Origin of the sequence: Pontibacter sp. BAB1700 (assembly GCF_000277005.1) — a bacterium.
Lineage (GTDB): Bacteria > Bacteroidota > Bacteroidia > Cytophagales > Hymenobacteraceae > Pontibacter > Pontibacter lucknowensis.
In genome coordinates, this window is record NZ_AKIS01000041.1 from 1 (window position 1) to 25,148 (window position 25,148).

Sequence of the window (25,148 nt, forward strand, 5' to 3'; positions counted from 1 at the left end):
CGGCGGAGCTTTTTTATTGGGCTTTATACCTGAGAGCTTTTACAAACCCATCATTTTTTGGATTTTGGCCTGCACGGCCGGATCCTGCTGGTAAGCCAGCATGATCTGCTCGTAGCGCTCTACTGACATGCCATCTTTTTGAATAGCAGCCTGCATGTTCTTCTCAATGTCAGGTTGCATTTCCATCATACGTCCGATCGCTTTATTGAAAGCGGCCTTCTCTTCTGCTGTGCCTTCGGCTTCAGCCAGCTTCTGCTGCTGATGTGCCTGCGCCAGGGTGTTGAATTTATCGACGCTTAATTTCTCTTCTTCCAGAATCACCAGCATGGCTTTTTCGCTTTCCTGCTGCAGCTCCATCAAACGGGTACTGGCATCTACAAAGAGCTTGATATCCTGATCAGAAATAGCTTGCGTCTGCTGCTGCGGTGCTTTCTGAGGCGTAGCCTGCTGGGCTACAGCGCTACCGCCTATTGACACGAAGCCTACAACAAGTCCTGCCACGGCAGTGGCCTTCAGTTTATGTAAAATATTCATGAGATTCGGGGTTAAAAATTTTGAAATGATGAATAAAGAAAGGCAGGTTCTCTCGATTACCACTTAAACTATACCTTATTTCAGAAAAATAGTTTTCGGAGGCCTGCTTCCGATCGGCCAAGGTTCCAAAAACCCTGCCACAAACAGCTGACAATTAAATCACATAACAGAGGTCGTCCTCGGTGGAGTTTTTGAACAAAATTTCTTTTAGCAGATAAACTTATATAAATATATCCTACTATATTTAGTCACCAATCTGCTTTTATGAAAAATCTATACAAACTTATTACACTCTGCATAAGTGTACTTCTTGCAGTGCCCGCTGCGGCGCAAAGTGACTACAAACCAGGCTATGTCGTGATGCCACAGGGCGATACCCTGCAGGGGCAGGTGAGCTACCGCACCGACGCATCTGGCAAAATGATCGGTTTCAAGAGAAACGGAGAGTCAGGCACCACATCCTATACCGCTAACGACCTCTCAGGCTATGGCTTCCCGGGCGACAGGAACTACCGCACCCGCACCCTTGATCACGCTGATTCGCTAGCTGCTGAGTATGTGTTTATGCAGGAACTTGTTCGGGGTACGCTCAGTCTCTATGTTTACAAAGGCACATTCTTTGTCGAGAAGAATGACAACCCGGACAAACTGCATAAGCTTTATATCACAAAGGAAACGTACGTCAACAACTACGGCGTAACAGCCCAAAGGGATATCAACCATCATGTACGCACGTTGAACACGCTGATGCAGGATTGCTTTGCGATGTTCAGCAAGGTGGAGCGTGTAAAGCTGGCCGAAAAGAGCCTGGTGGACCTGGTAAAAGAGTATAACAGCTGCATTGGCGGGGCTGAAGAACAAACGACATTTAAGGAGTCAAAGAAGTGGTTCGCCATCAAACCGGGATTAGTGGGAGCCATCAGCCATACCTCGCTTAACTTCTCAGCCACTGACGAAAGATACATCCACTTGGAAAATGCTGAGTTCAATACCAATACTCACCCTACCTTTGGTGTTGCGCTGCTGCTCAACTCACCCCGTATCAATGAGAATGCGTCTATCCTGGTAGAGGGCCGTTATTTTAGCAACAGCTATCAGGCCAACCCCAGCTATGCTTGGTTTGAATCCTATTATGATAACAACATTGAAATTGAGCTTGCTGCCGTTAAGCTCACGACAGCTCTCCGTTACGATTTTGCGGGTAAGACGCTTCAACCATTCGTGAATGCCGGTGGTTTTTTCAACATCTTCAGTCAGCGCGACTACAAGCACACCCAGTATGTCAGAAGAACACAGAGCAGTACACCTACCGAAAGGAACCGTGATGATGAGAACTTCTTTGGGAAAATGCAGCAAGGCATTATGGCGGGTGCCGGCACGTATTTCAACCTGAATAAGCACAGACTATCATTGGAAGCTCGCTATGAGTTGGGGCTGGATTTGCACGATCAAGCTGCCGTTAATAGAATTACCAATGCACTTGACTCTGACACAAGGACACTGTCAGTCCTCTTCGGCTTCTACTTCTAAGCTGTACACCCCAGTCTAAATTATACCTGATCAAGGCCGGAGTCATAAGTGGCCCCGGCCTTGTTCATCTTCACTACCTCTTCCTCAGTTTATGAAACAATTTTTATGCACCTGTCTGGCTATCGTGGCCTTGCTGACTCCTTTTTATTCTTCTGCTCAAACTTTCCGGCCTGGCTTTATCGTGCAGGCTGCCGGTGACACAACCAAAGGTCTCGTGCGCTACCGGGAGGGCAAGCAGAATTACAAGAGCGGCCTGTTTAAAGCGACAGAAAACGCAGACGTCACAGAATATTTCCCTGCCGACATTCAGGCCTATGGCATCATAGGCGAAGCCCCCTTTATAAGCAAAGAGGTACCTGCAACAGACGGGACACTGAACCGCATGTTTGTGGAGGTGCTGGAGCAAGGAAAGCTTACCCTTTATACGCAAGACAACTTGCTATACCTGGAGAAGGAGAACAGCGGCTGAAGCACTTATACCTGCAAACAGACGACCAGGACATAACGAGGCATATCGGCGAGCAAAAAACAGTGAGCACCTCCACCCAGCACCTGATTCTGATCAACTCCCTCACCCTCGACTGCCCGGTACCGGATAAGTTGATGCTGAAAGTACAAAAGCGACTGCATGTGCCGGATGTAACGGCCATCGTTAGAAATTATAATCATTGCGCAGCACCAACCAGCGCTATCTCCTACAAAGAAAAGCAGTCATGGCTCAAAACAGAGATGGGCGTGTTTGCCGGAAGCTATTCAACAGCTTTACAATTTAACCACAGCACCTCCATTCACAGGTTTAATGGAGCTGATTTTTCCATGACGCACAATTTTGTTTTTGGCGGCATTTTGAACTTCACCTCTCCGAAAAAAAGCGAACGCCTATCCGTTCAGGTGGAGCCGATGTATAGCCAGGAACGACACATTGGAAGCTTCAGCTATCCGAGAGAATCTTATAACATAAGCGGCGACTATACTATAGAGATGACACGTTTGTCGTTGCCCATCATACTTCGCTACACGATTACCACAAACGGCAGGTTCAGTCCTTACATCGGTGCAGGTATAGCCAATGATTACATCCTGAACAGTAATGTGTCAGGAGTCCAGGAAGTAGAATATTATGCTACTGGCCATGTAGAGAAAGGCAATCTTAGAAAATCTGAAGTTGGCACCACGTTTTCACATGCGCTCACAAGTGTGTTGGGCACTAAATTCCGAATCAGTGAAAGACACGCTGCTTTTCTGCAGTTCAGATATGAGTATGGCCGCTATTTGGCTACAGACCTTAGCAATTCAGACTCCAGGCTTTATCTGACTGACAAACATCAGGGAATGTACCTGACTGTTGCTTATCTGTTCCGTTAGAATCTTGCCTGCAGAATCATTAAAACCTCAACACATATTTGACTAGTGTGTTGAGGTTTTTCTATAAGGGACTGCTCCAATTGATAATCATTGCGACTTTAAGATTAACCGGCTTTTACTAAGTGCGGATAAGCGATTTGTTTTTCGCCCATGCTACGGCATTCAAATCCTGGCCAATCGGGCATCTCTATACCTGCTGCGCCTGATAGCTTTTCAGTTTTTCTTTCTTGACCAGCTGTTTTTCCAGCAGTTTCTGCACCTCCGGCTTGTCGTAATCTTCTACAGCCTTGATGTGTTTCATCACTTTTTTCATGATCTTATCCTGCTCACGGCCTGTTTCCAGGGCGTAGGAATAAGGCAGGTCTGTGAAGGTTACCATGGAGTAGAGCGGTATCCACTTGTCGGGGTATTGCTGGTTGATCTTGCCTTCGATCTTTTTGCGGAGCAGGAAGCGCGGGTCGGCCACCTTGTCGCGCATCTCGATGAAGTTCATTACGGCCAGGTCAGCAATGGCATCGGCATCGGGTTTGCGTCTGCGCTCAAACTTCTTGAACAGGCTTTCCCAGTCCCCGTCAAATGTGTCGAGCATCTGGTCCAGCACGGTGATATCCTCAAAGCCGGCATTCATCCCCTGTCCGTAGAACGGCACCACCGCATGGCAGGCGTCGCCTATCAGCAAGGCTTTGTCTTCGAAGGACCAGGGGAAGCACTTGACCGTCACCAGCGAACCGATGGGGTTAGAGAAATAATCTTCGGCCAGGTCAGGCATCAAAGGTATAGCGTCAGGGAAAATCTGCAGGAAGAAGTTGAGCAGGTCGTCGTCGGTTTTGATGCTCTCAAAGGAAAGCTCCCCCTCGTAAGGAAAAAACAAGGTACAGGTGAAGCTGCCGTCGATGTTGGGCAGGGCGATCATCATGTAGTTGCCGCGCGGCCAGATGTGCAGGGCGTTCTTCTCCAGTGCCCAGCCACCGTCTGCCGTGGCAGGTATGGTCAGTTCCTTGTAGCCGTACTCCAGATAGCTTTGTGAGTAGTTGTAGCGTTCGGTTTTCTGCATGGCGTTACGCACCATCGAAAAAGCCCCATCGGCACCGAACAGCATTTCGGTGTGCAGCTCTTCCAACTCGCCTGTTTCGTGGTTGCGCAGGGTGGCTTTGCTTTGGCGCAGGTCCAGGTCGAGCAGCTGGCGGTTGAAGTGGTAGGTGATATCAGGATTGGGCTCCGACAGGTCCATCAAAGCGGCGTTCAGGCCTGCTCGGGAAACGGAGTAAATCGACTGTCCCTCTTTGCCGTACGGCTGAAACGTCAGATTGCCCTGCTCATCGTGCATCATGCGGCCATGCATCGGTATAGCCACTTTGCGCACAGCCTCCTCTATACCTATACCTCTAAGCGCTTTAAAGCCGCGGTCGCTCAGGGCAAGGTTGATCGAACGGCCACCATCGAGCAGGATCTTGCGCATGTCGGGTCGGCGCTCGTAGATGTCCACTTTGTGACCGCGTTTGGCCAGGTATAGCGACAGCAGCGAACCAACCAGTCCGGCTCCCATGATGGTGATGTTCTTTCTCTCAGTCATAGTGTGAGGTTCAGGGCTTCTTGTTCTGTAAAGAAACGTTTTCCAATCGGGAAAGGCAATACTCCGGCGGCATTATACCTTAGCCAATGATTGTACGGAAAGTCAGGTTAATGCGGGGCGGGATAGGGCGACTTGTTTTGGGCAGTTGGTGCTGCCAGTGCTGTTGTGTGGTTCCCTGCATGAGCAGGAGACTGCCGTGCTGCAGTGTAAGCTTCAAAGCAGGCAGGTCTTTGCGCTTGCGGTGCCGGAAGGCAAAGCCTCGCTCCCCTCCAAAACTGACAGAGGCTATACCTGGCGCAAGCGATTTTTCATCGTCGGAGTGCCAGCCATGCTGTCCTGCCCGTGACGGTAGTAGTTGAGCAGCACACTGTTATACCTGTCGCCGGAGGCTGCCTCTATCCGCTCCTTCAGCTCCAGCAACACCGGCAGCCAGGGCTGAGGCGCATTGTAAAGCCCTGAGTAGGTATAGCCTTTGTCGCCATACCAGGCTGTGAGCCGGGGCAGCGGCAGTTGTTTGCCAAACATTTTGATTTCCTCTTGTTGCCAGGCCACTTCCTCTGTCAGGCGCTGCAGGTATAGGTCGCTTTCCTCTTGGGTGAAAAAGTGCGGGGCGTAGTATACCTCAGCATCGGGCATGCCGAGCTGTGTGAAGCTTTCGCTATGCTGCATCATCTTCTTCCCTAGACTTACCTTCTTCGTTATATTTCTCTTGCTGCTCTTCCTCTCTTTCGTCTTTCTCCACCTTATGGCTGAACATTTCGGCTACCTTTTTAGCTGAGTCTTTGTAAGGCTCCAGGATATATTCCGCTCCCGCCTCTTTTAGTATTTGCACGGTGTCATCATTGTTGGCGGTTACGGCAATGCGGCCATCAAAATTCTCGTGCCTGAGTAGCTTCATCAGGGCAATGTTTACCTTTACATCCGATATGGTGCTGATAACGTTCGACACCCTCTTTACAGGTAGCACCTCCCCCAGATCGGGATCTTCCGCATCACAGTACACGGCATTCAAATCGTGCTCCGTCCAGTTGTTTACCAAGGCAGGGTCTATGTCGGCGCCAATGTATTTGAGGTCGCGTTCTTCCAGGGCTCTGGCAATGCGCTTGCCGTAACGGCCGAGTCCGAAAATGAGTACATCAACCTTCTCAGTATCATCCTCCAGCTCTTTGGCCTGCGTCGGCTTTTTCTTTTCAAAGATGCCAGCATCGGTGAGAGCCAATCAAAGAGCTGGTCTGAGAACATGATCATGTAAGTTGAGAGTGTGATTGTGATCAGCCCGACCAAGGTAACCAGCCCCAGCGTCTCTTCGTCGATGTGTCCCACGTCCATACCCATGTTAATGAGGATGAGCGAGAATTCACTGATCTGTGCTACGGTAAGGCCTGCCTTAAAGGAGGTGCGCTTGTGGTAGCCCATGATGCCCATGATGATGAGCACGATGATGGGATTGCCCACGAGTACGAACACCGAGAAAATAACCGACGGCAGGATCTGCTCACCCATCAGCCCCAGGTTGAGCTGCGAACCCAGGTCGAGGAAGAAGAATAGCAGCAGGAAGTCGCGCACGCTGGTGAGGCGACCGCTGATGACCTCCCTGTACTGCGTAGAGGCCAGCGATATACCTGCCAGGAAAGCGCCTACCTCTTTGCTGAAGCCCAGAAAATCGCCCATTGCGGCCAGCAGAATAGCCCAGCCGATAGAGAACAACACCAGCAGTTCCTGCGAGTCGGCCAGTTGCTTGGTAAGCTTGGGTATAACGTATTTCATCAGTACAGCCACCACAGCAAACATGGCGATGCCTTTGCCGAACACATAGAGCAGGTCCAGCCCAACGGAGCGATCCGACTCAGTGCCCAGCGCCGAGAGCACGATCATCACGATAACTACCACAATATCCTGCACAATCAGGAAGCCGAGCGCAATCTGCCCGTGCAGCATGTCAATCTCCTTCTTATCAGAGAGCAGCTTAACGATGATAATGGTACTCGAAAAAGTGAGCGCCACTGCCACATACACCGACTCCAGCCAGTCGAAGCCCAATGCCATGGCAATGCCGAAGCCGAAAACAGATGTAAAGATCACCTGCCCCAAACCAGTCATCAGGGCTACCTTACCCGTAGACTTTATCAGGTTGATGTCGAGTTTGAGGCCTACAACAAAGAGCAGGATGGCGATGCCCATTTCGGCAAGTAGGTCTATCTCATGCTCAGAGTTGAGGATGTTGAGCACCGATGGCCCTACCAGTATACCTACTGCGATAAAGGACACGATAAGCGGCTGTCGCAGTACACGGCCAATAGCACCGGCTATGGTCGCCAGAAAGATAATGAGGGCGAATTCGTAAAATTGGTTATTGATCAGGTCACCTAGGTTCATAGTAGTCGCTTCGGGGTGGCAGGAGCGAAAAAGATAGTGCTCCCGACATAATACAGGGCACAGGGGCATTTGGTTTTAAACAACCCTCTATACCTGGCCACTCTCTTGCGGCAGCACAATCAGCGGAACAGACGCATCGTAAACCAGTTCATTGATCAGAAACCGGCGAAATACCTGATTGGTGAAAGAACGGGACCCTTTCTGCACGACCAGCATACCATTGGCATGAGCATTCATGTATTGCTTCAAGGTGTAGAAAGCATCTTCTCCCTCGAAAGCCTCTATGTGAGCATCTCGCTCGCCATGATACATCTTCCGCAGCTCTTCCAGGTAGCCCATCGTTTGTTTCATACTATCCTTCTTCGCCACTACAGACAAAAAACGGATGTGCTTGATCTTATCACCGAACAGCTGAAGCACCTTGTCAAGCTCTGCCGTGTTGAGTCTGTATTTGTAGTACACACTTATATAAAGCGTGTCAGGCGACATGTTGAAAGAGTGCCGGGGCACGGCCACTACGACATCATTTGTTTCGTCAATTACGCTAATGGCTGTGCTGCCCATAAAGATTCTCTTTAGGAAGCCAGTCCCTTTCAGCCCTACAAAGATTACATTGTAATAATACTCGCTCAACAGACGCTGCAGTGATATAATCAGGCTGTCCTCGGCTACACGATAGCTGATGCGGCGGGTATCAGGCAGGTGCTGCATCGTAAATGCCTTGAGCTTGTTCAGGGCTTTATCGGTCTCATAACCGATTATCTCGTTGCGGGTACTGGCATCGGTGAGGGCCGGTGCCATAACAACGGGCTCGTGCAGAAGCAGCACGTCAGCGGCCATGCTGTCAGCCCAGTGCTTGGCCAGTTGCAGCTCAAATTTGGAGTAGGAAGAAAAGTCGATCAGTACTATAAACCTGGTTTTCATGGGCAGGGGTTTAACAGTATACCTGTACCAGTACCGGCACCTATACCTGTAAGCTACGAAAAAATACGGCAATTGTATAGTGCCTTTGGTTGCCATTCTAAGCGTATCTTTGTAGCTTTCTACTTAAGAAACCTATTTCTATTGAAAGCATTAGAAGAATTTTTAGTCTGGTTTAGTGACGCCGCCTGGGGTATGCCTTTGTTGATCCTCCTGATGGGCGGCGGTTTTTACTTTATGTTTTACTCGGGCTTCCTGCCCTTCCGCTACCTGCGCCATGCCATCAACGTGCTGCGTGGCAAATACGACGACCCCGACGACCCGGGAGACATCAACCACTTTGAGGCGCTTTCGGCTGCGCTGGCAGCTACGGTAGGTATGGGCAACATCAGCGGCGTGGCCGTGGCCATTGCCATTGGCGGGCCGGGTGTGCTGTTCTGGATGTGGGTGAGTGCCTTTGTAGGTATGGCCACCAAATTTTTTTACCTGCTCGCTGTCGGTGATGTACCGTGGCCACGACAGTGTAGGCCACCTGGAGGGCGGACCGATGTACGTGATTGAAACAGGCCTTGGCAAGAAATGGAAACCGCTAGCAGCCTTCTTTGCTGTTGCCGGTCTGTTCGGTACACTGCCTATCTTCCAGGCCAACCAGCTCACGCAGGTGATACGGGAGGTTGTGCTCGAGCCAAATGGTTTCACGACTACTGACTTATTCTACACCAACCTTACCATCGGGTTGGTGCTTGTATTCATTACCTCTCTGGTGATTTTCGGAGGTATACAGCGCATTGGCCATGTGGCAGGCAAGATGGTGCCGGGCATGGTGGTACTCTACATGCTGGCTGTGTTCTACATCATGTTCGTGAACTACACAGCTATACCTGATGCCTTCGCCTTGATCTTCAAAGACGCCTTCTCGGCTCAAACTGTGCTGGGCGGTGCTGTAGGTGCGATTATTATTGCAGGTGCACGCAGGGCGGCCTTCTCGAATGAGGCAGGTATAGGCACGGCCTCTATGATGCATGGCGCTGCCAAAACCGACGAACCTATTCGTGAAGGACTGGTCGCCATGCTAGGACCTTTTATTGATACTATCGTGGTTTGTACGCTCACCGGTCTGGCCATTATCCTGACGGGTACGTGGCAGGATACCGATGCCAGCGGCGTGACTATGACGGCCACTGCCTTCAACAATGCCATGCCTGGCTTTGGCAGCTATGTTCTGGTAGTATGCGTGATGATTTTCGCCTTCACTTCGTTGTTTTCCTACTCTTACTATGGCACCAAATGCTTCAGCTACCTCTTCGGGGCGAAGTATAAGCACTACTACAACTACTTCTATGTAGCCACCATCGTGTTTGGTGCCACCGCCACCATCACAGCCGTGATCGCCCTCATCGACGGCATGTACGCTATGATGGCGATTCCTACCATGGTATCGGCCCTGCTGCTTTCGCCAAAGGTGATGGCTGCCGCACGGGATTATTTTACAAGGATGAAGGAGTTCCGGGAAGAGGCTAAAGAAAAGGAGGCGAAGGGAGTATAAAAATCAAAGTTGAGCGGTTCGCAAAGCTGTATAATTTTAAATCTCCGGTAGAATAAAAAGGAGCCTGTTCTATAATAAACAGGCTCCTTTTTTATTCTATTCTAAGCTCTTTCGCGACGACACAATCCGCTGCAGTTCTGTCTCGCTCTCCTGTCCTTCGGCAGCGCTGTAGAAACGGGTGGTTGGGTAAGCGAAGCGAATATCCGATGTGGCCAGAAACTCGGACAGCACGTCTTCCCATATCTTGTTTTCGCTCTCCCGACGGCCATTCAGGTTGCAGAGGTAGCGTAAAGTAAGCTGTATGCCATTCTCTCTGACTTTGGTAAACACCCGCGGCTCGAAGCTCCGATAGAAGATCAGGTGCTGCTGCGCCTCTATGCGCACGCGCTGCTCCACCTCCCCTGTCAGTTTTTCGGTATGCCGCCCCCCGATCTCCTGTAAAATGGTTTTCGCTTTCTGCCAATTGCTCTCAAAAGTAACCCGCACCTGCACCTCGTGCCACAGAAAGGGGAAGCCGTAGTTGTAGTTGATTTGCCCCTGCGTGAATACCTGGCTGTTGGGGATGTGCACCACGCGGCCCGTTGCCTGCTCAGAATCCACCCATTCTCCCAGCTCGTTAATGGTGAACTGGAAGAAGCCAATGTCGATGACGTCGCCGGTATAGAGGCCTATCTTAATGCGGTCGCCTACCTTGAAGGGGCGCTTCCAGATGAGGAACACCCAGCCCATCATGTTCAGAATCGGGTCGCGGAGCACCACCACCAGACCGACTGAGAAGATACCCAGGAACGTAGTGATGGACCTGAAGCCATCGAACCAGATATTGGCCAGAAAGATAATGCCCAGCCCCGTTACGACGTAGTTGGTTGTCTTTCTCCATTGGTACAGCTTACGGGAGTCGGTCTGTTGCCGCGATGCCAGCCGCAGCAGCACCCGGCTCACGATCCAAAGCACCAGTAAAGCCACAAGTGACTTCACGATGTTCTCCTGTATGGCAGCCGACAGGTTGAGGTTCTCCTCTATCCAGTATTCAATTTTGCGCATAATGCTTCTTTGTCAAGCTAAAGTCGTAAAAAGGATGTTCTTTCTCAAGCTTCCTGACGGGCAGCTTCCAGTTGTTTTATACGCCACGGGCTGCCTACAATCCATAGAATATCACCTTCTCCTATTACCAGCTCTGAGTCCGGGTTGAGCATACGCTCGCCGTTCTTTTCTATACCTACAATCAGCCCTTTCGTTTTCTCCCGCACCCCCGATTCTCGCACAGTCTTTCCAAGCAGCCTGGAGGCAGGCGACACTACCAGTTTCTGCAGGCTTATTTCTTCCCGGGTGGTCTCGCCGTTCGAGCTAGGTATAAACTCTTCGTTAATAAATTCGCTAAAGGCTTCGATTTGCTCATCTGTGCCGAATACATAAATTTTATCGCCGGGGAAGATGCGCTCGTTACGGGTCGGCGCCATAATGTTGCGCCCTTCCCGCTCGATCACGGCGACGTTCACACCATACTTCTCGCGAATCTGCAGCTCAATCATGCTTTTACCTACGACCACCGCGTTAGGCAATACTTCGAAGCTGGTCAGGTGAGCATCCCAGGGCACCAGCGTATGTGTCATTTTGCTGGCCGCCTCGATTTCGCGGGCATTCAGGTTCGACATAAACCGGTCTTCGATGCGGGTGTAGAAGTTCTGGATACGTCGTGAGAAAACAACCAGCAAGCCGATGATGAATAAGCTGCCGACAATGGCCACCTGCACCGACAGCACCTGGTTGAGCAAGAAGCCGATAAACAGGATGGCTATACCTACCCGCGTAAACTCCAACACGATAATCAGGCTGCGGTAGTTGCGGTTAGCCCAGATACGGCCCTGGGCTTCTTTCTGCGGATGGTATACAGCCATCGCCCACAGAAAGGGCGCCATGAACACCAGTGCAATCGCCACCGTCGCGACACCACCCCAAACACCGTTGATGAAGTTCTCCGTGATGAACGGATACAGAAAGTTGCCGGCCGCCAGTACAATCGCAATCAGGATGACCGAATAGACCACCAGGTTGATGACATAGGACCGCAATACTATTTTCCAGTCGCTAACGGTGCTGATTGTCTCTGCGCCTGAACTGTACTCGTTGAGCGAGGTTTTCCATCGCTCTGGCAGCATACCTTCTACGGAGCGGTACAGCGGATCGGCCAGCTTGATCATGTAAGGTGTGGTGAACGTTGTGATGGCCGAAACCGCCACTGCCACCGGGTATAGAAAGTCGCTGGTTACATTGAGGGTGAGCCCCAGAGTGGCGATGATGAACGAGAACTCCCCGATCTGCGACACGCTCATACCTGACTGGATTGAAGTCCTGAGCCCCTGTCCGGCCATCAGACCTCCGCCCGTGATACTCACCATTTTGCCGACAATCGTCACAACAGTGATCAGGGCGATTGGCCCGGCATACTCCACAATCATGGCCGGGTTGATCAGTATACCTACAGAGACGAAGAAGATGGCACCGAAAAGGTCCTTTACAGAGGTGACCAGGTGCTCGATCTTCTCAGCCTTGGTAGTTTCTGCCAGTATAGAGCCCATGATGAACGCCCCTAACGCTGGCGAGAAACCTACCTGCGCCGCCAGTATCACCATAATAAAACAGAGTGCGATGGAGACAATCAGCAAGGTCTCGTCGTTCATCAGTTTGCTGGCCTTGCGCAGGAAAGTAGGTATAAGAAAGATACCCGCCAGAAACCAGACCACCAGGAAGAAAGCCAGCTTGAGCACTGCCTGCAGCATTTCGGTGCCCGCAAACTGCTGGCTCACGGCCAGAGTGGAGAGCAGCACCAGGAGCAGGATCGCCACCAGGTCCTCTACGATCAGCACGCCAAATACCAGCCCTGCGAAACGCTGCGACTTCACGCCCAGTTCGTCGAAAGCCCGGATGATGATGGTGGTGGAGGAGATGGAAAGTATACCGCCCAGGAACACGCTGTCCATTGTGCTCCAGCCCAGCATTTTGCCTGTGAGATAACCCAGCAAGAGCATCACAATCACTTCCACGCCCGCCATGATAGAGGATGCGCCGCCTACTTTTACCAGCTTCTTGAAACTGAACTCCAGCCCGAGGCTGAACAGCAGGAAAATCACGCCGATTTCGGCCCACACGTTGATGTTCTCAATCTCGATGATGGTCGGGAAAAGGTTGAAGTGCGGCCCTACCAGCAAGCCCGCTATGATATAGCCCAGCACGAGTGGTTGCTTGAGCTTTTTGAAAATCAGTGTTGTGATACCCGCAGCTCCGAGTATCAGCCCCAGGTCCATTACTAAATGGGGAAGGTGTGTCATATAATCGCGTTATACTGAAATAAGTAGTGTGTAAACAATACAGCAACAAGCTGCCAATCTTACAATATACATCAAAATTTATCCGCTTACAGGTATAGGTCCCTTGATTTTTAATGATACGGGACTTCCCTGCTATACCTGATTCACAGCCAGCCCGATGTTTAACGATCTGGTTACAGGCGCTTTAGTTCTGCATGGTCTCCGTCATGGGATAATGCATATTGCCTGTCGCAACCGGATTGAATTGCAGGCTCCGCACGTCATCCGCCGCTGGCATTTCGAACACCTCCAGGTCAAAGTACTTCACAGCAGCCAGCAGGTGGTCAAAAATATCAGCCATAATTGCCTCGTATTCCGTCCACACAATGCTGTTGGCAAACAGGTATAGCTCAATCGGCATACCTGTGGTGGTTGGCTCGAGCTGGCGCACCATCATGGTCATGCCTTTGTGCGTTTTCGGGTGCGCCTTCAGGTAGGCGTCTACATATTGCCGGAACACACCCACATTGGTTAAGCTGCGCCCATTGATCAAAAGGCTCTTATCGATCTCATTGGCTGCGTTAAACTGCCTGATTTCCTGCTGGCGCTCTTCCAGGTAGCCTTTCAGCAGCTGGATCTTGCTCAGGCGGCTCACCTCCTCGTCAGACAGGTAACGGATGCTGGAGATCTTGATGAACACGGAGCGCTTGATGCGCCGCCCGCCAGAGCGTTGCATCCCCCGCCAGTTTTTAAACGAGTCCGAGATCAGGTAGTATGTAGGTATCGTGGTAATGGTCTTGTCGAAGTTCTGCACCTTGACCGTGTTGAGGTTTATCTCGATCACATCGCCGTCTGCGCCGTACTTTTCCATGGTTACCCAGTCGCCTATGCGCACCATGTCGTTGGTCGACACCTGTATGCTGGCCACAAAGCCCATGATCGTGTCTTTGAACACCAGCATCAGTATCGCCGAAGCCGCACCCATAGCCGTTACGAATGTCCAGGCGTCTTTGCCTGTGAGGGTGGAGAAAATAAGCAAGCCGCCTACGAAGTACAGAAAAATAGTAAGCACCTGCAGGAAGCTTTCTACGGGCTTGTCTCTGAAGGTTTCAGTTGTCTTAAGGAAATCTTTGAAGGTGCGCAGAAGCGCTCGTGCTACCCACACCCATAGCATGATCAGGTAGATGTCTGTTAACTTGATGAGTGGCGAAATCAGGCTCGTAAAATCGGCAAACACGACAGGTATAGCCTGCACCACAATAATAAGCGGTGCAATCCGGGCCAGGTATACGATCACCTTGTTGCGTACCAGATACTCTATCAACTTCGTGCTGGACTTAGCCGCAAACTTATGCAGGGTACCCACCAGAATCTTCCTGGAAAAGAAATCCGCCAGGTATACCAACAGGGCCGTTGCCAAAATCAGGACCAGCATGTTGATGTGCATAGCTGCCTGTTCGGGTACACCCAGGTTTAGTAATTGGTCAGATGTCCAGCTACTGATCTGGTCATTCGAATTAGTAGTGTTCATGATAAGTGAAAGGGTTTTAAAATAACTTTGGCTATATGATATGCTCCTGTGATCTTAGGCTGAAACAGCAAACAGCAGAAATGAAATGATCAGAAGGGAGCTGTAAATAATGAAGGAGTTGATTCGGCTTTTCTCGCCTGCATACCAAAAGAGACTCCATTGAGGGAAGACTATACCGATGAGTAATCCGAAAATGGAAATCCACGATATGACTATTGCAAAATCAGTCATGCGAAAATATGAGTATGTAGAGCTGTCCTGTGCCTACTGGTTAACAAGCATAACAGGGTTTAAAGCAGCGTAAGGCTGACTTGCTCTATATGAAAAAGAAGGAGATGCCCTGAGCCTGCGCTGAATACTGGCATGCATCAGAGGAAAACTTATCAGTGCAGAACTGAGATTGCCTAGGGGGCGTTGGGTTGTATGGTGATGGGGAAAAGCTGGGTGATGAGTTCAGCTCCTGCCGCATGTGGTGAGTAAGAGGGTCTGTCATCAATGGCTGTAGCAAACGTGAGTGCCTGAAACACGCATTTGATGAACTGCTGCGGACTCAGCACGATGACTGAGGCGGTATTAGCGTCCAGAAAGACTTGCACAGTCTGTTGCTTTACCGAAAAATCATCTTGTTCGCTAGTAGCTGACCTGAGGCTTTGGGCTACTTCAGCAGCAGAACCTTTTACCAAGTAACTATATACAGCCAGTTCGTGGCCCGGCAGTGTGACAGCCCACAGCAGCATTACCCACATGAGCGGGTAGGTAAGGTAGTGCTTTATGTACTTGGTAAAAGCCATTGTCCTGCAAAAGTAAGGCTTTTGCTTTTAAGATGCAGTTTAAACATTAGCCGATTGATCTTCTATCCTACTCTACCTCGTAGCCAAGCAGCTCGTTCACCTTTGTTAGTTCCTCGTCATTATCGGTCATCACGAAGAGCTTATCTTTGGGCTCCAGCATGGTGGCACCGTTTGGCGTCACAAACTTTCTGTTCCTGTTGATCAACACGATAAGCGCACCTTTTGGAAAGTGCAGGTCTACCAGCGTTTTGCCAACTGCAGGGCTACTGTCCGGAACCTCTATTTCGGTGAGCTCATTTTTGAGGTCATACTCCATTTCCAGATCGAACTGGTGCTTTTTCAGCTTCTTGTCCTTTTCGCTCAGGTTAAGCCATTTTGCAACCGGGCTAAGTGTTGTGCCTTGCAGCATAACGGAGGTGAGTACAATAAAGAACACGATGTTGAAGATCATATCCGATTTCTCTACTCCTGCCAGCATCGGATAGGTGGCGAACACAATAGGCACTGCGCCACGCAGGCCAACCCATGATACATAGAGCTTGTCCTGTATCGTGTTTTTGAAGAAAGCCATGCTTAAAAACACACTCACCGGACGAGCCACAAATATCAGGAACATCGAAATCAGCAGACCTGTGCCCACTACCGGCAGCATGTGTGATGGGAATACAAGCAAGCCAAGTGTTAAGAACATCAGAATTTGCATAAGCCAGGCTATGCCATCATAAAACTTGGTAAGACTTCGCTTATGAATGAAGTTGCGGTTACCGAGTATAACCGCCGCCACATATACCGCCAAAAAGCCATTGCCGTTGATAACATTCGTGAAGGCATAGGTGAAGATTACCATCGCCATGGTCAATGCCGGGTAAAGGCCCTCCTGTTCCAGCTTGATCCGGTTGATGACCCACACCATGGCCCGGCCCATGGCTATACCTGCCACGGCGCCGATGCTCATCTGCATAAAGAACATGGGCACAAGCTGCCAGATGCTTGCCTCCTGATTCATGATCAGGAATGTGAAGCTGACAGTCAGGAAATAGGCCATCGGGTCGTTAGAGCCCGACTCCAGCTCCAGTGTAGGCCGCAGGTTGTTCTTAAGCCCGATATTCTTGGAGCGGAGAATGGAGAATACAGCCGCAGCATCGGTAGACGACACGATAGAACCCAGGAGCAGGCTCTCCAGTAAGGTGAAGTCGGTGACAAAGTATACAAAGGCTCCAAGGGAGATGGCTGTGATGAATACCCCAACCGTAGCCAGAATAACGCCCCGCCACAGAATGGGCTTCGTACTTTCCCAGCGGTATCTAAACCACCGGAGAAGAGAATAAAAGCAAGAGCAACGGTACCGAGCGACTGTGCTGTTTGTGCGTCATTGAAATAAATTTTTCCCAGTCCCTCAGACCCTGCTAGCATACCTACTCCCAAGAACAGGATTAAGGCTGGTACCCCGAACCGTCCAAGGCTCTTACTGATCAGGATACTGATGAAGAGCAGAATAGAGGAGACCAGAAGTATATCTTCGAACGTAACGGCCATTTATTACCTTAAAGCGCCAAAATTTTATTTTAATTAAATCTGTCTTACCTGTTACTCACCCCCTATCACCCTCACAATGGATCACCTACACACCCTTAGCTTCGAATAATTAACTATCACACCAAGCCCTCAAAATAGTACGTGCTCTTGATTAAACTATTACTCTGTGCAAAAGACAGGGGTTACAAGCCTGCTAATAAGCTACCATATTCAGGTGTGTTAACTGTGCCCTTCTAAACAAGCGTGCAGTATCTCGGAGAAGCGGTATACCTCCTCGAAGCTGTTGTAAAGCGGCGTGGGTGCTACCCGAATAACGCTCGGTTCGCGGAAGTCCACAATGATGCCGGCCTCCATCAACATGTCGAAAAGCTCACGGGCATTTTGTTTTACCAGTATAGATATCTGGCAGCCACGGGCTTGCGGGTCACGCGGCGTGATCATCTCGAGCACTTCCTTACCTACGTGCACATCGTTGATCAGGTACTCCAGATAGCCCGTCAGCTTCTCGCTCTTGGCACGCAGGTTAGCTATGCCTGCCTCATCGAATAGCTCCAGCGAAGCACGGTGCAGGGCCATCGGCAGAATCTGGGCATTGCTCAGTTGCCAGCCTTCGGCGCCTACCATCGGCATAAAGCCTTTTTTCATCTGGAAGCGTGAGCCCGCATCATGGCCCCACCAGCCGGCAAAGCGCGGCAGGTCCGGGTTGTTGGCATGGCGCTCGTGCACAAACGCTCCTGCAGTGCCACCCGGTCCGGAGTTGAGGTACTTGTAGGTACACCACACGGCAAAGTCCACGTCCCAATCGTGCAGTTGCAGCGGCACGTTGCCGGCGGCATGCGCCAGGTCGAAACCCACCACAGCACCCACTTCGTGGCCTACTTTGGTAATGGCCTGCATATCATATACCTGCCCGGTGTAGTAGTTGATGCCTCCCATCAGCACAAGCGCCAGTTCTTCGCCGTGTTCGCGAATGCTCTGCAGAATGTCTTCGGTGCGCAGGGTATGCTCACCCTCTCTCGGGAGCAGCTCCACAATCGCCTCCTCCGGGGTATAGCCATGGAACTTCACCTGCGTCTCCAGCGCATACTGGTCCGACGGGAAAGCCCCCCTTCCATGATGATTTTGATGCGCTTGCCTTCGGGTCTGTAAAACGACACCAGCATGAGGTGCAGGTTTACGGTGAGTTGGTTCATGATCACCACTTCCTGTGGCTTGGCTCCCACCACACGGGCAGCGCCGTCAGCGAGCAATTTATGGTAGTTGAACCAAGGCTCTTCACCTTTAAAATGGCCCTCTACAGCGTAGTTAGCCCACTTGTACATCTCATTGTCGATGTACATCTGCGCCGACTTGGGCTGCAAACCCAGTGAATTGCCACAGAAGTAGATGGCATCACGGCCGTTTACCTGCGGAAAATAAAAGCGGTCTTTAAAATGCTTGAGTGGATCGAGGTTATCTTGTTCCTGCGCAAAGGCAAGGCTATTTTGATAGTTCATTTTTCTGGTGCAGAATTTATCGTGAGACAGTGCCTGTAAAAGAGCACCTGCTATAATGCTGCAAGATAATAAAATGAACAGGAAGTTGGGGAATGAAACCAGGCTATACCTTTGCCTTCGAAACACCAGAAGCGTCTTTCACAAAAAGGCTCTTCTCCAGATTCAGCCATTCCAGGGCCGTGCCGTGCAGCATGCGGTCTTTGGTGGCGCGGTCGTAAGGCATGGATTCGATGAGTTTGCCGGGCTCCAGTTCGCCGAGCGGGAACGGGTAGTCGGTGCCGAGGGCAATGCTGTTGGCGCCTACCAGGTTCACGAGGTAGTCCAGTGCCTGCGGGTCATGCACGAGGGAATCGAAGTAGAACTTGCCAAGGTACTCGCGGGGGTTCACGTTGTTGTCGACAGCGCACAGGTCGGGGCGTACTTCGAAGCCGTGTACAATGCGGCCAATAGTGGCTGGGAATGAACCGCCACCATGAGCAAAAGCTACCCGCAGTTTCGGCAGGCGCTCCAACACGCCCCCAAATATCATAGAGCAAATGGCCAGGCTGGTCTCAGCAGGCATACCCACGAGCCAGGGCAACCAGTACTTACTCATTTTCTCTTTGCCGTACATGTCCCAGGGATGCACAAATACGGCCGCCCCTAGCTCTTCAGCCGCCTGAAAAATCGGAAACAGTTCGGGGACGTCGAGATTCCAGTCGTTGATATGCGATCCGATCTGTATACCTGCCATACCCAGCTCTTTCATGCACCGTTCCAGCTCTTTAATAGCCAAATCAGGGTCCTGCATCGGTATAGTACCTAAGCCGATGAAGCGGTCGGGATAGTCTGCCACAATACCTGCGATATGGTCGTTGAGCATACGCGACAGGTCGTAGGTATGCTCGGGCTTTGCCCAGTAGTTGAACATAACGGGCACTGTGCTCAGCACCTGTACGCCCACCTGGTGGTGACTGCATTCGTGCATGCGCACTTTAGGGTCCCAGCAGTTGTCCTGAATCTCGCGGAAGAACTTATCGTCCATCATCATGCGGGCGCAGCAGGGCTTGTGGTGCTCCAACCTTATGAAGCCGCCATAGCCGTAGCGCTCACGCAGATCGGGCCACGTAGCGGGCAGGATGTGCGTGTGAATGTCAATCTTGAAAAGATTGTCTGTGGCAGGTATGGGGGTAATAGGCTTCTGGTTTTGCATGCTGCTAAAAGGGCGAAAATGCGGCTATACGTTGTACGGCCAAATAAAGCAATCCAACAAGATACACATTTTACAGATTTAACACTGCCTATTCTGACAGTCATTAGCCAAAAGCTAAACATAAAAGCTGCATCCGGATTTTTCCCGTTGGCTGAAATAGCAATTACGCAGGTTTTACCGGAGGCTGCAGCACCTCTCCGCATTTATCGCAGGTACGCAGGTCTTCGTTGTCCCAGAAATTGCCCATAATAACCGGTAGCTGTTTCACAATGTCCGTTACTTCTGTGAAGTCTTCATGCAGCTTGTTGCCGCAGTTCTCGCAGAACCACATAAAGCCGTCCTTTTCCCCTTCTTTACGGTAGCGTTCGATCACCAAACCTACCGTGTTGGCCGAGCGCTGCGGGGAATGCGGCACTTTTGCCGGAAGCAGGAAGATCTCCCCTTCCTTTATTGGAATATCCACAGGCTTGCCGTCTTCTATAATTTTCAGCACAATGTCACCTTCCACCTGGTAGAAAAACTCCTCGCCTTCGTCGTAGTGATAGTCTTTGCGGGCATTGGGGCCGCCCACCACCATCACAATAAAATCGTCGTTGCCTTTGTACACCTGCTGGTTACCCACGGGTGGCTTAAGCAAATGGCGGTGTTCTTCTATCCACTGTTTGAAATTGAAAGGTCGTTGTATGGCCATAGTTCTGTCGGGTTAGGTTGATAGTTTGAATGTACGAGAATTACACGCAATTGGCAAATACCGCACAGCTCAGCACATATCTGACAGGCATTTCAGGTATAGGGCAATAATTTACCCCCCTGTGTATACCTACAGCACTCTTCAAAGTATAAAGAGTAAGCCTATGCGTACCCAAATGACCAGACTTCTGCGTTACCTGCTCCTCTACATCTTGGTTTGCACCACCTCTTGTAGCCCCAGTATTTACTACGGGCCCAGTGCGGGCAACTGGCAGCACTTTTCTTTACCCGACTCAACGGGCATTGCCTATACCGTGTACCTGTTGGGCGACGCGGGGGCTCCACAACTGGATAAAACCGAACCCACACTCAAATTACTAAAATCGCAGCTCGACCGCGACCCCAGGAGCATGCTGCTGGTGCTGGGCGACAACCTGTACCACGACGGACTTTCGGAAGTAGGTAGCCAGACCCGCGATCAGGGCGAAAAGCGCCTCAACGAGCTAATAAAAGTAGTGGATGACCACCAGGGCAAAGTGTTTTTCGTGCCTGGCAACCACGACTGGGATTATATGGGCCCTAAGGGACTGGAGAAAATACGTAGGCAAGAGCAGTACATTGAGGCGGGCATCAACAAAGGCAACACCTTTGTACCCGACGACGGCTGCCCTGGCCCGTATGTGGAACAGCTGCGTGACGATGTGATATTCATCGGTATAGATACCCAATGGTGGCTGCACAAATACGAAAAGCCCTATGGCGCCGACAACGGCTGTAACGCGGGCACCGAAACTGAAATGCTGCAACAGATTGAACAGACGCTCGAAGCCAATAAAGGTAAGCACATCGTCATCGGGGGGCACCATCCGTTTGTGAGCAACAGTAACCATGGCGGCTTCTATACCGTGATGGACCACCTTTTCCCGCTGCGCCTCATACGAGACGGACTCCTGTTTCCGCTGCCCGTTATCGGCTCGCTATACCCGTTTTACCGCCAGCTTGGCGGCGTGGACCAGGACATTCCGCACTACCGCTACCAGTTGCTCATCAGCCGCATGGAGCAGCTTTTCAACCGCTACGACAATATCATTTATACCTCGGGCCACGACCACAACCTACAGCTGCACAAAATCGACAAGTACATCCACATCCTCAGCGGCTCAGGCTGTAAAACGGCACCTGTGGATGTCGAGAACAACGCCACCTTTGCCCACAGCGAGAAGGGATTTGTAAAAGTGATTTATTACACCAATGGTGAGGTATGGACCGAGTTCTGGTCGCCTGAGGGCGATGGCGACACAGGCCGGGTAAACTACCGCGGCAAGCTTTACGACCAGATTCGCCAGGACGCAACCGCCACCGCCGCCTGCACCGATACGCTTCAGGCGGAGCCTGTGGAGTTCAGGCCTGCCGATCCGAAAAAGAAGCCCTACGCACTGGCTGGTGTGTTGCTCAAAAATGATTATGCAAAAGAATGGGCCACTCCTGTGCGTGTCACCTACCTCGACATGGGTGCTGTGGGCGGTGGCCTGAGTCCGTTTGGCGTCACCAAAGAGCGCGACCGCAACAGCCTGCGCCTCCGCAGCGCCAAAGGCTACGAGTACCGTTTCCGCCCTTTGCTCCGCGATGCCATGCGTACTGTGCCGCAACAGTACCGAGGCACGGAAGTCATACAGTCGGTGCCCGAAACGTGGTTGCCCTCGCAGCACCCTTATGCACCGCTTATTGCCACGCCGCTCGAGAAAGCCGCTGGGTTGCTGGCCTCCTCCCCAGCTCTGCACCTGCTGCCCGACATCGATTGCCTGGAGCCTTACAAAGCACCTTTCGGCAACCGTTTAGGTTTTCTGGAGTTTGATGCCGAAGACTACCGCCTGGGCCATAGGGATCAGGATGCCGATGATGTGCAGGAACTGAGCTACACTGCCATGCTGCACCGCCTCGAAGACGACCACCTGCACCAGGTCAACGCCCGCGCTTTCGTCAAAGCCCGCCTCCTCGATATGCTCATCGGTGACTGGGACCGCCACGAAGATAACTACGAGTGGAGCCTGACCGAGGCGAACGGCCGCACGCTATACCTGCCTATACCGAAGGTGCGCGACAATGCCTTTTTCGCTTTTGACGGTTTTTTCCCATGGCTGGCCACCCGCAGCTGGGGTGTGCAGGAGTTGCAGCACTTCGGCTATAAAATCCAAAACCTGAAAGGCCTGAACATGGCCGCTAAAGACCTCGACCGCCGTCTGCTGGGTAGCCTCACCCCTGCCGACTGGGTGCAGATAGCCGACAGCCTGGAAGCAGTGCTCACCGACGAGGTGCTGGCCAATGCCGTGCGCCAGATGCCCCCCGAAGTATACCCGCTGCACGGCGACGAGCTGACCCAGAAACTGAAAGCCCGACGGGTGCAGCTGCCCCGCGTAGCCGAAGAATACGCCATGCTACTGGCCCGTTACGTGGATGTGTTTGGCAGCAAAAAGAAAGAGCTGTTTGAGATTGAGCGATTAGCCAACGGCGACACACGTATCACCGTGACCGCCGCCAATAACCCAAGCCACACACTCTATACCCGCACATTCTCTCCTGAGCATACCAGAGAAATACGCCTCTACGGTTTCGGGGGCGACGATGAATTCAGGGTAACGGGCGAAACGGGCAGCGACATAAAAGTGCGTGTGATTGGCTACAAAGAGCACGGCCGCTACCAGTTTGCCTTCTCCGATAGCCTGGACAACAGCAGCATCTCCTATAACTTGCGCAATACCATCGGCGACAAGAACGTGATAGACAACACCCGCGCTACCTACGAAGATTTTGCCACAGGCGACCTGATCAACAGCCCTGCCTCTGACGAGTTTCGCTATACCCGCATAGGACCTAACTTCACGGTTATTTACAACACAGCCGATGGGCTGGTGCTGGGCGCGGGTATGCAGTACAGGCCGTACAAGTTCAGAACGAGCGCCAGGGGCGGCGTGCAGCGCTTGCTTTACCAGCGCTCACTCAAAACAGGTATGGCCCGCATTTTCCATGAAGGCGAAATCAAAGACCTGTTCTTCGACCTCGATTTGGTGAGCCGCGCCTGGGTATATGCCCCCTACTACAGCATGCAATACCGTGGCTACGGCAACCGCCCAGCCCCAACCGATGCGCCCATGAACGAGCGGGTAGAGCTGAGCAATGCCCATATTTCGGCAGCTTTGCAGAAGCCTTTTGGCACGTTCTTCTCGCTCGGGGCGGGACCTGTGTTGGAGTATTTCAGGTTGAGCGAGCGCCGCAACAGCTGGGTTCAGGAGCTTTTACCCGACAACCGACAAGGCGCATTTGGACAGCGCAGCTACCTCGGCGCCACTGCCTTTTTCAGGACCGATGCGAGAGACTACGAGCACAACCCGAGCCGCGGACTGGTGATAGACCTGCGGGGCAACTGGTTTCAGGGGGTGGCCAACACCAGCGGCGGGTATAGTCGCTATACCTACGAAGTGCGCTACTACATGAGTCCGAATCTGCCTTATCAGCTCACCTTCGCAGGACGCATAGGCGGTGGCATCAATACGGGCCGCTACGCTTTCTACCAGGGCAATATGCTGGGTGGCGGCCTCCTGCCCGACTTCAGCCAGACCATTCGCGGCTACAGCCAGACCCGCCTAGTCGGCGACCGCAGTTTCTTCACCAACCTCGAGATGCGTGTAGCCTTGCTCAACTACCGCGTATACCTGTTCCCTGGCAAATTAGGTGTGCTCGGCCTTTACGACACAGGCCGTGTCTGGACCCGCACCAACAACGTAGGCGGCTGGAACAGAGCCTATGGCGGCGGCATCTGGTTCTCGCTCTTCAACCGTATTGTGCTCACGGGCACCGCCGCCTACTCCCGCGAAGGCACCCTGATTAATGTGCAGAATGGGTTTTTCTTTTAATTGCTTATCTTTAAGCTATGAACTTAGACCTGACGGATAAAAGAGCCATCGTGTGCGGCAGCACGCAAGGTATAGGCAAGGCCATCGCTGTAGAACTGGCGCAACTGGGTGCCAGCGTGACACTGGTAGCCCGCAACGAAGCCAAGTTACAGGAGGTAGCCCAGGAACTGGACAACAGCAAAGGGCAGCAACACGACTACCTGGTAGCCGATTTCAGCAAGCCCGACGAGTTGGTACAGCAGCTACAGGTATACCTGCAGCAACACAACCAGGTACACATCCTTGTGAACAACACAGGCGGACCAGCAGGCGGACCGATTGTAGATGCCAAACCAGAAGAGTTTCTCAGCGCTTTTAACATGCACTTGATTAACAACCACAACCTGGCGCAGGCAGTGATTCCGCTGATGAAAAAAGCAGGCTACGGCCGCATTATCAACATTATCAGCACCTCAGTGAAACAGCCGCTGCAGAACCTAGGCGTGTCGAACACCATTCGCGGTGCCGTGGCCAGCTGGGCGAAGACCATGTCCAACGAATTAGGGCAATATGGCATCACGGTGAACAATGTGCTCCCTGGCGCTACCCGCACAGGGCGTCTGGAGTCTATCATCGAGAACAAAGCGAAGAAAACTGACAGTGAAGTAAATAAGGTGGAAGAGGAGATGATGAGCGAAATCCCAGCCCGCCGCTTCGCCGAACCTGAAGAAGTCGCTGCAGCTGCAGCATTTCTGGCTACGCCAGCGGCGGCATATATCAACGGCATTAACGTGCCAGTGGATGGTGGCAGGACGGGGAGTTTGTAACCTCACCCTTTCCCTTTTATAGAGAGCCCCTATCCCCAAAAC

17 protein-coding genes and 3 pseudogenes are annotated in these 25,148 nt (G+C 51.7%); 6 read left to right on the forward strand and 14 right to left on the reverse strand.

Annotated elements, in window-relative coordinates:
• Positions 1-39: 39 nt before the first annotated feature.
• Positions 40-534, reverse strand: a complete 495-nt coding sequence (locus tag O71_RS05450) for a DUF4168 domain-containing protein (protein ID WP_007654124.1) — start codon at positions 532-534, stop codon at positions 40-42.
• A 264-nt stretch (positions 535-798) separates the two neighbouring features.
• On the opposite strand from O71_RS05450, the gene O71_RS05455 reads away from it, so the two are divergent.
• The 3 genes from O71_RS05455 to O71_RS05465 all read left to right on the forward strand — a co-directional run bounded on the left by O71_RS05455 (position 799) and on the right by O71_RS05465 (position 3,429).
• Positions 799-2,064, forward strand: a complete 1,266-nt coding sequence (locus O71_RS05455; RefSeq protein ID WP_007654126.1) for an outer membrane beta-barrel protein — start codon at positions 799-801, stop codon at positions 2,062-2,064.
• A 91-nt stretch (positions 2,065-2,155) separates the two neighbouring features.
• Positions 2,156-2,533 (forward strand): hypothetical protein, encoded by a 378-nt coding sequence (locus O71_RS05460; protein ID WP_155800573.1) that lies wholly within the window; start codon positions 2,156-2,158, stop codon positions 2,531-2,533.
• Positions 2,534-2,595: 62 nt separating this feature from the next.
• Positions 2,596-3,429, forward strand: a complete 834-nt coding sequence (locus tag O71_RS05465; RefSeq protein WP_007654130.1) for an outer membrane beta-barrel protein — start codon at positions 2,596-2,598, stop codon at positions 3,427-3,429.
• Between the two features lie 187 nt (positions 3,430-3,616).
• On the opposite strand, the gene O71_RS05470 is transcribed toward O71_RS05465, so the two are convergent.
• From O71_RS05470 to O71_RS05490, 5 genes and pseudogenes are all read right to left on the reverse strand, one after another.
• Positions 3,617-5,002, reverse strand: a complete 1,386-nt coding sequence (locus O71_RS05470) for an NAD(P)/FAD-dependent oxidoreductase (RefSeq protein ID WP_007654131.1) — start codon at positions 5,000-5,002, stop codon at positions 3,617-3,619.
• Between the two features lie 79 nt (positions 5,003-5,081).
• A pseudogene (locus tag O71_RS05475) lies at positions 5,082-5,674 on the reverse strand (alpha-ketoglutarate-dependent dioxygenase AlkB).
• Entirely contained in the window at positions 5,661-6,164 is a 504-nt protein-coding gene (locus tag O71_RS25255; RefSeq protein ID WP_237717724.1) for an NAD(P)-binding protein, read from the reverse strand. Before O71_RS25255 ends, O71_RS05475 begins: the two are co-directional and overlap by 14 nt.
• Positions 6,050-7,378 (reverse strand): cation:proton antiporter, encoded by a 1,329-nt coding sequence (locus O71_RS05485; RefSeq protein WP_007654135.1) that lies wholly within the window; start codon positions 7,376-7,378, stop codon positions 6,050-6,052. Before O71_RS05485 ends, O71_RS25255 begins: the two co-directional genes overlap by 115 nt.
• Positions 7,379-7,465: 87 nt before the next feature.
• Positions 7,466-8,302 (reverse strand): universal stress protein, encoded by an 837-nt coding sequence (locus tag O71_RS05490; protein ID WP_007654136.1) that lies wholly within the window; start codon positions 8,300-8,302, stop codon positions 7,466-7,468.
• A 141-nt stretch (positions 8,303-8,443) separates the two neighbouring features.
• Between O71_RS05490 and O71_RS05495 the strand changes: the two are divergent.
• A pseudogene (locus O71_RS05495) lies at positions 8,444-9,845 on the forward strand (alanine/glycine:cation symporter family protein).
• Between the two features lie 96 nt (positions 9,846-9,941).
• On the opposite strand, the gene O71_RS05500 reads toward O71_RS05495, so the two are convergent.
• The 8 genes and pseudogenes from O71_RS05500 to O71_RS05535 all read right to left on the reverse strand — a co-directional run bounded on the left by O71_RS05500 (position 9,942) and on the right by O71_RS05535 (position 20,390).
• Positions 9,942-10,889, reverse strand: coding sequence for a mechanosensitive ion channel family protein (locus O71_RS05500; protein WP_007654138.1), 948 nt, complete (start codon positions 10,887-10,889; stop codon positions 9,942-9,944).
• A 44-nt stretch (positions 10,890-10,933) separates the two neighbouring features.
• Complete coding sequence (locus O71_RS05505; protein WP_040573729.1) at positions 10,934-13,174, reverse strand: cation:proton antiporter; 2,241 nt, start codon at positions 13,172-13,174, stop codon at positions 10,934-10,936.
• A 184-nt stretch (positions 13,175-13,358) separates the two neighbouring features.
• On the reverse strand, positions 13,359-14,684 hold the full coding sequence (locus tag O71_RS05510) for a mechanosensitive ion channel family protein (protein WP_007654152.1): 1,326 nt from the start codon (positions 14,682-14,684) through the stop codon (positions 13,359-13,361).
• Between the two features lie 404 nt (positions 14,685-15,088).
• Entirely contained in the window at positions 15,089-15,475 is a 387-nt protein-coding gene (locus tag O71_RS05515) for a hypothetical protein (RefSeq protein WP_007654154.1), read from the reverse strand.
• Between the two features lie 67 nt (positions 15,476-15,542).
• Positions 15,543-16,754, reverse strand: a complete 1,212-nt coding sequence (locus O71_RS05520; protein WP_369750890.1) for a potassium/proton antiporter — start codon at positions 16,752-16,754, stop codon at positions 15,543-15,545.
• 476 nt (positions 16,755-17,230) lie between these two features.
• Positions 17,231-18,507 (reverse strand): annotated as a pseudogene (gene kynU / locus O71_RS05525) (kynureninase).
• Between the two features lie 103 nt (positions 18,508-18,610).
• Positions 18,611-19,699 (reverse strand): amidohydrolase family protein, encoded by a 1,089-nt coding sequence (locus tag O71_RS05530; protein ID WP_007654161.1) that lies wholly within the window; start codon positions 19,697-19,699, stop codon positions 18,611-18,613.
• Between the two features lie 163 nt (positions 19,700-19,862).
• Complete coding sequence (locus tag O71_RS05535) at positions 19,863-20,390, reverse strand: 3-hydroxyanthranilate 3,4-dioxygenase (RefSeq protein ID WP_007654162.1); 528 nt, start codon at positions 20,388-20,390, stop codon at positions 19,863-19,865.
• Positions 20,391-20,565: 175 nt separating this feature from the next.
• On the opposite strand from O71_RS05535, the gene O71_RS05540 reads away from it, so the two are divergent.
• Entirely contained in the window at positions 20,566-24,300 is a 3,735-nt protein-coding gene (locus O71_RS05540) for a metallophosphoesterase (protein ID WP_007654164.1), read from the forward strand.
• A gap of 17 nt (positions 24,301-24,317) precedes the next feature.
• The gene (locus tag O71_RS05545) at positions 24,318-25,106 is read left to right on the forward strand and encodes an SDR family oxidoreductase (protein ID WP_007654172.1); all 789 of its coding nucleotides are present in this window, start codon (positions 24,318-24,320) and stop codon (positions 25,104-25,106) included.
• The last annotated feature ends 42 nt before the right edge of the window (positions 25,107-25,148 follow it).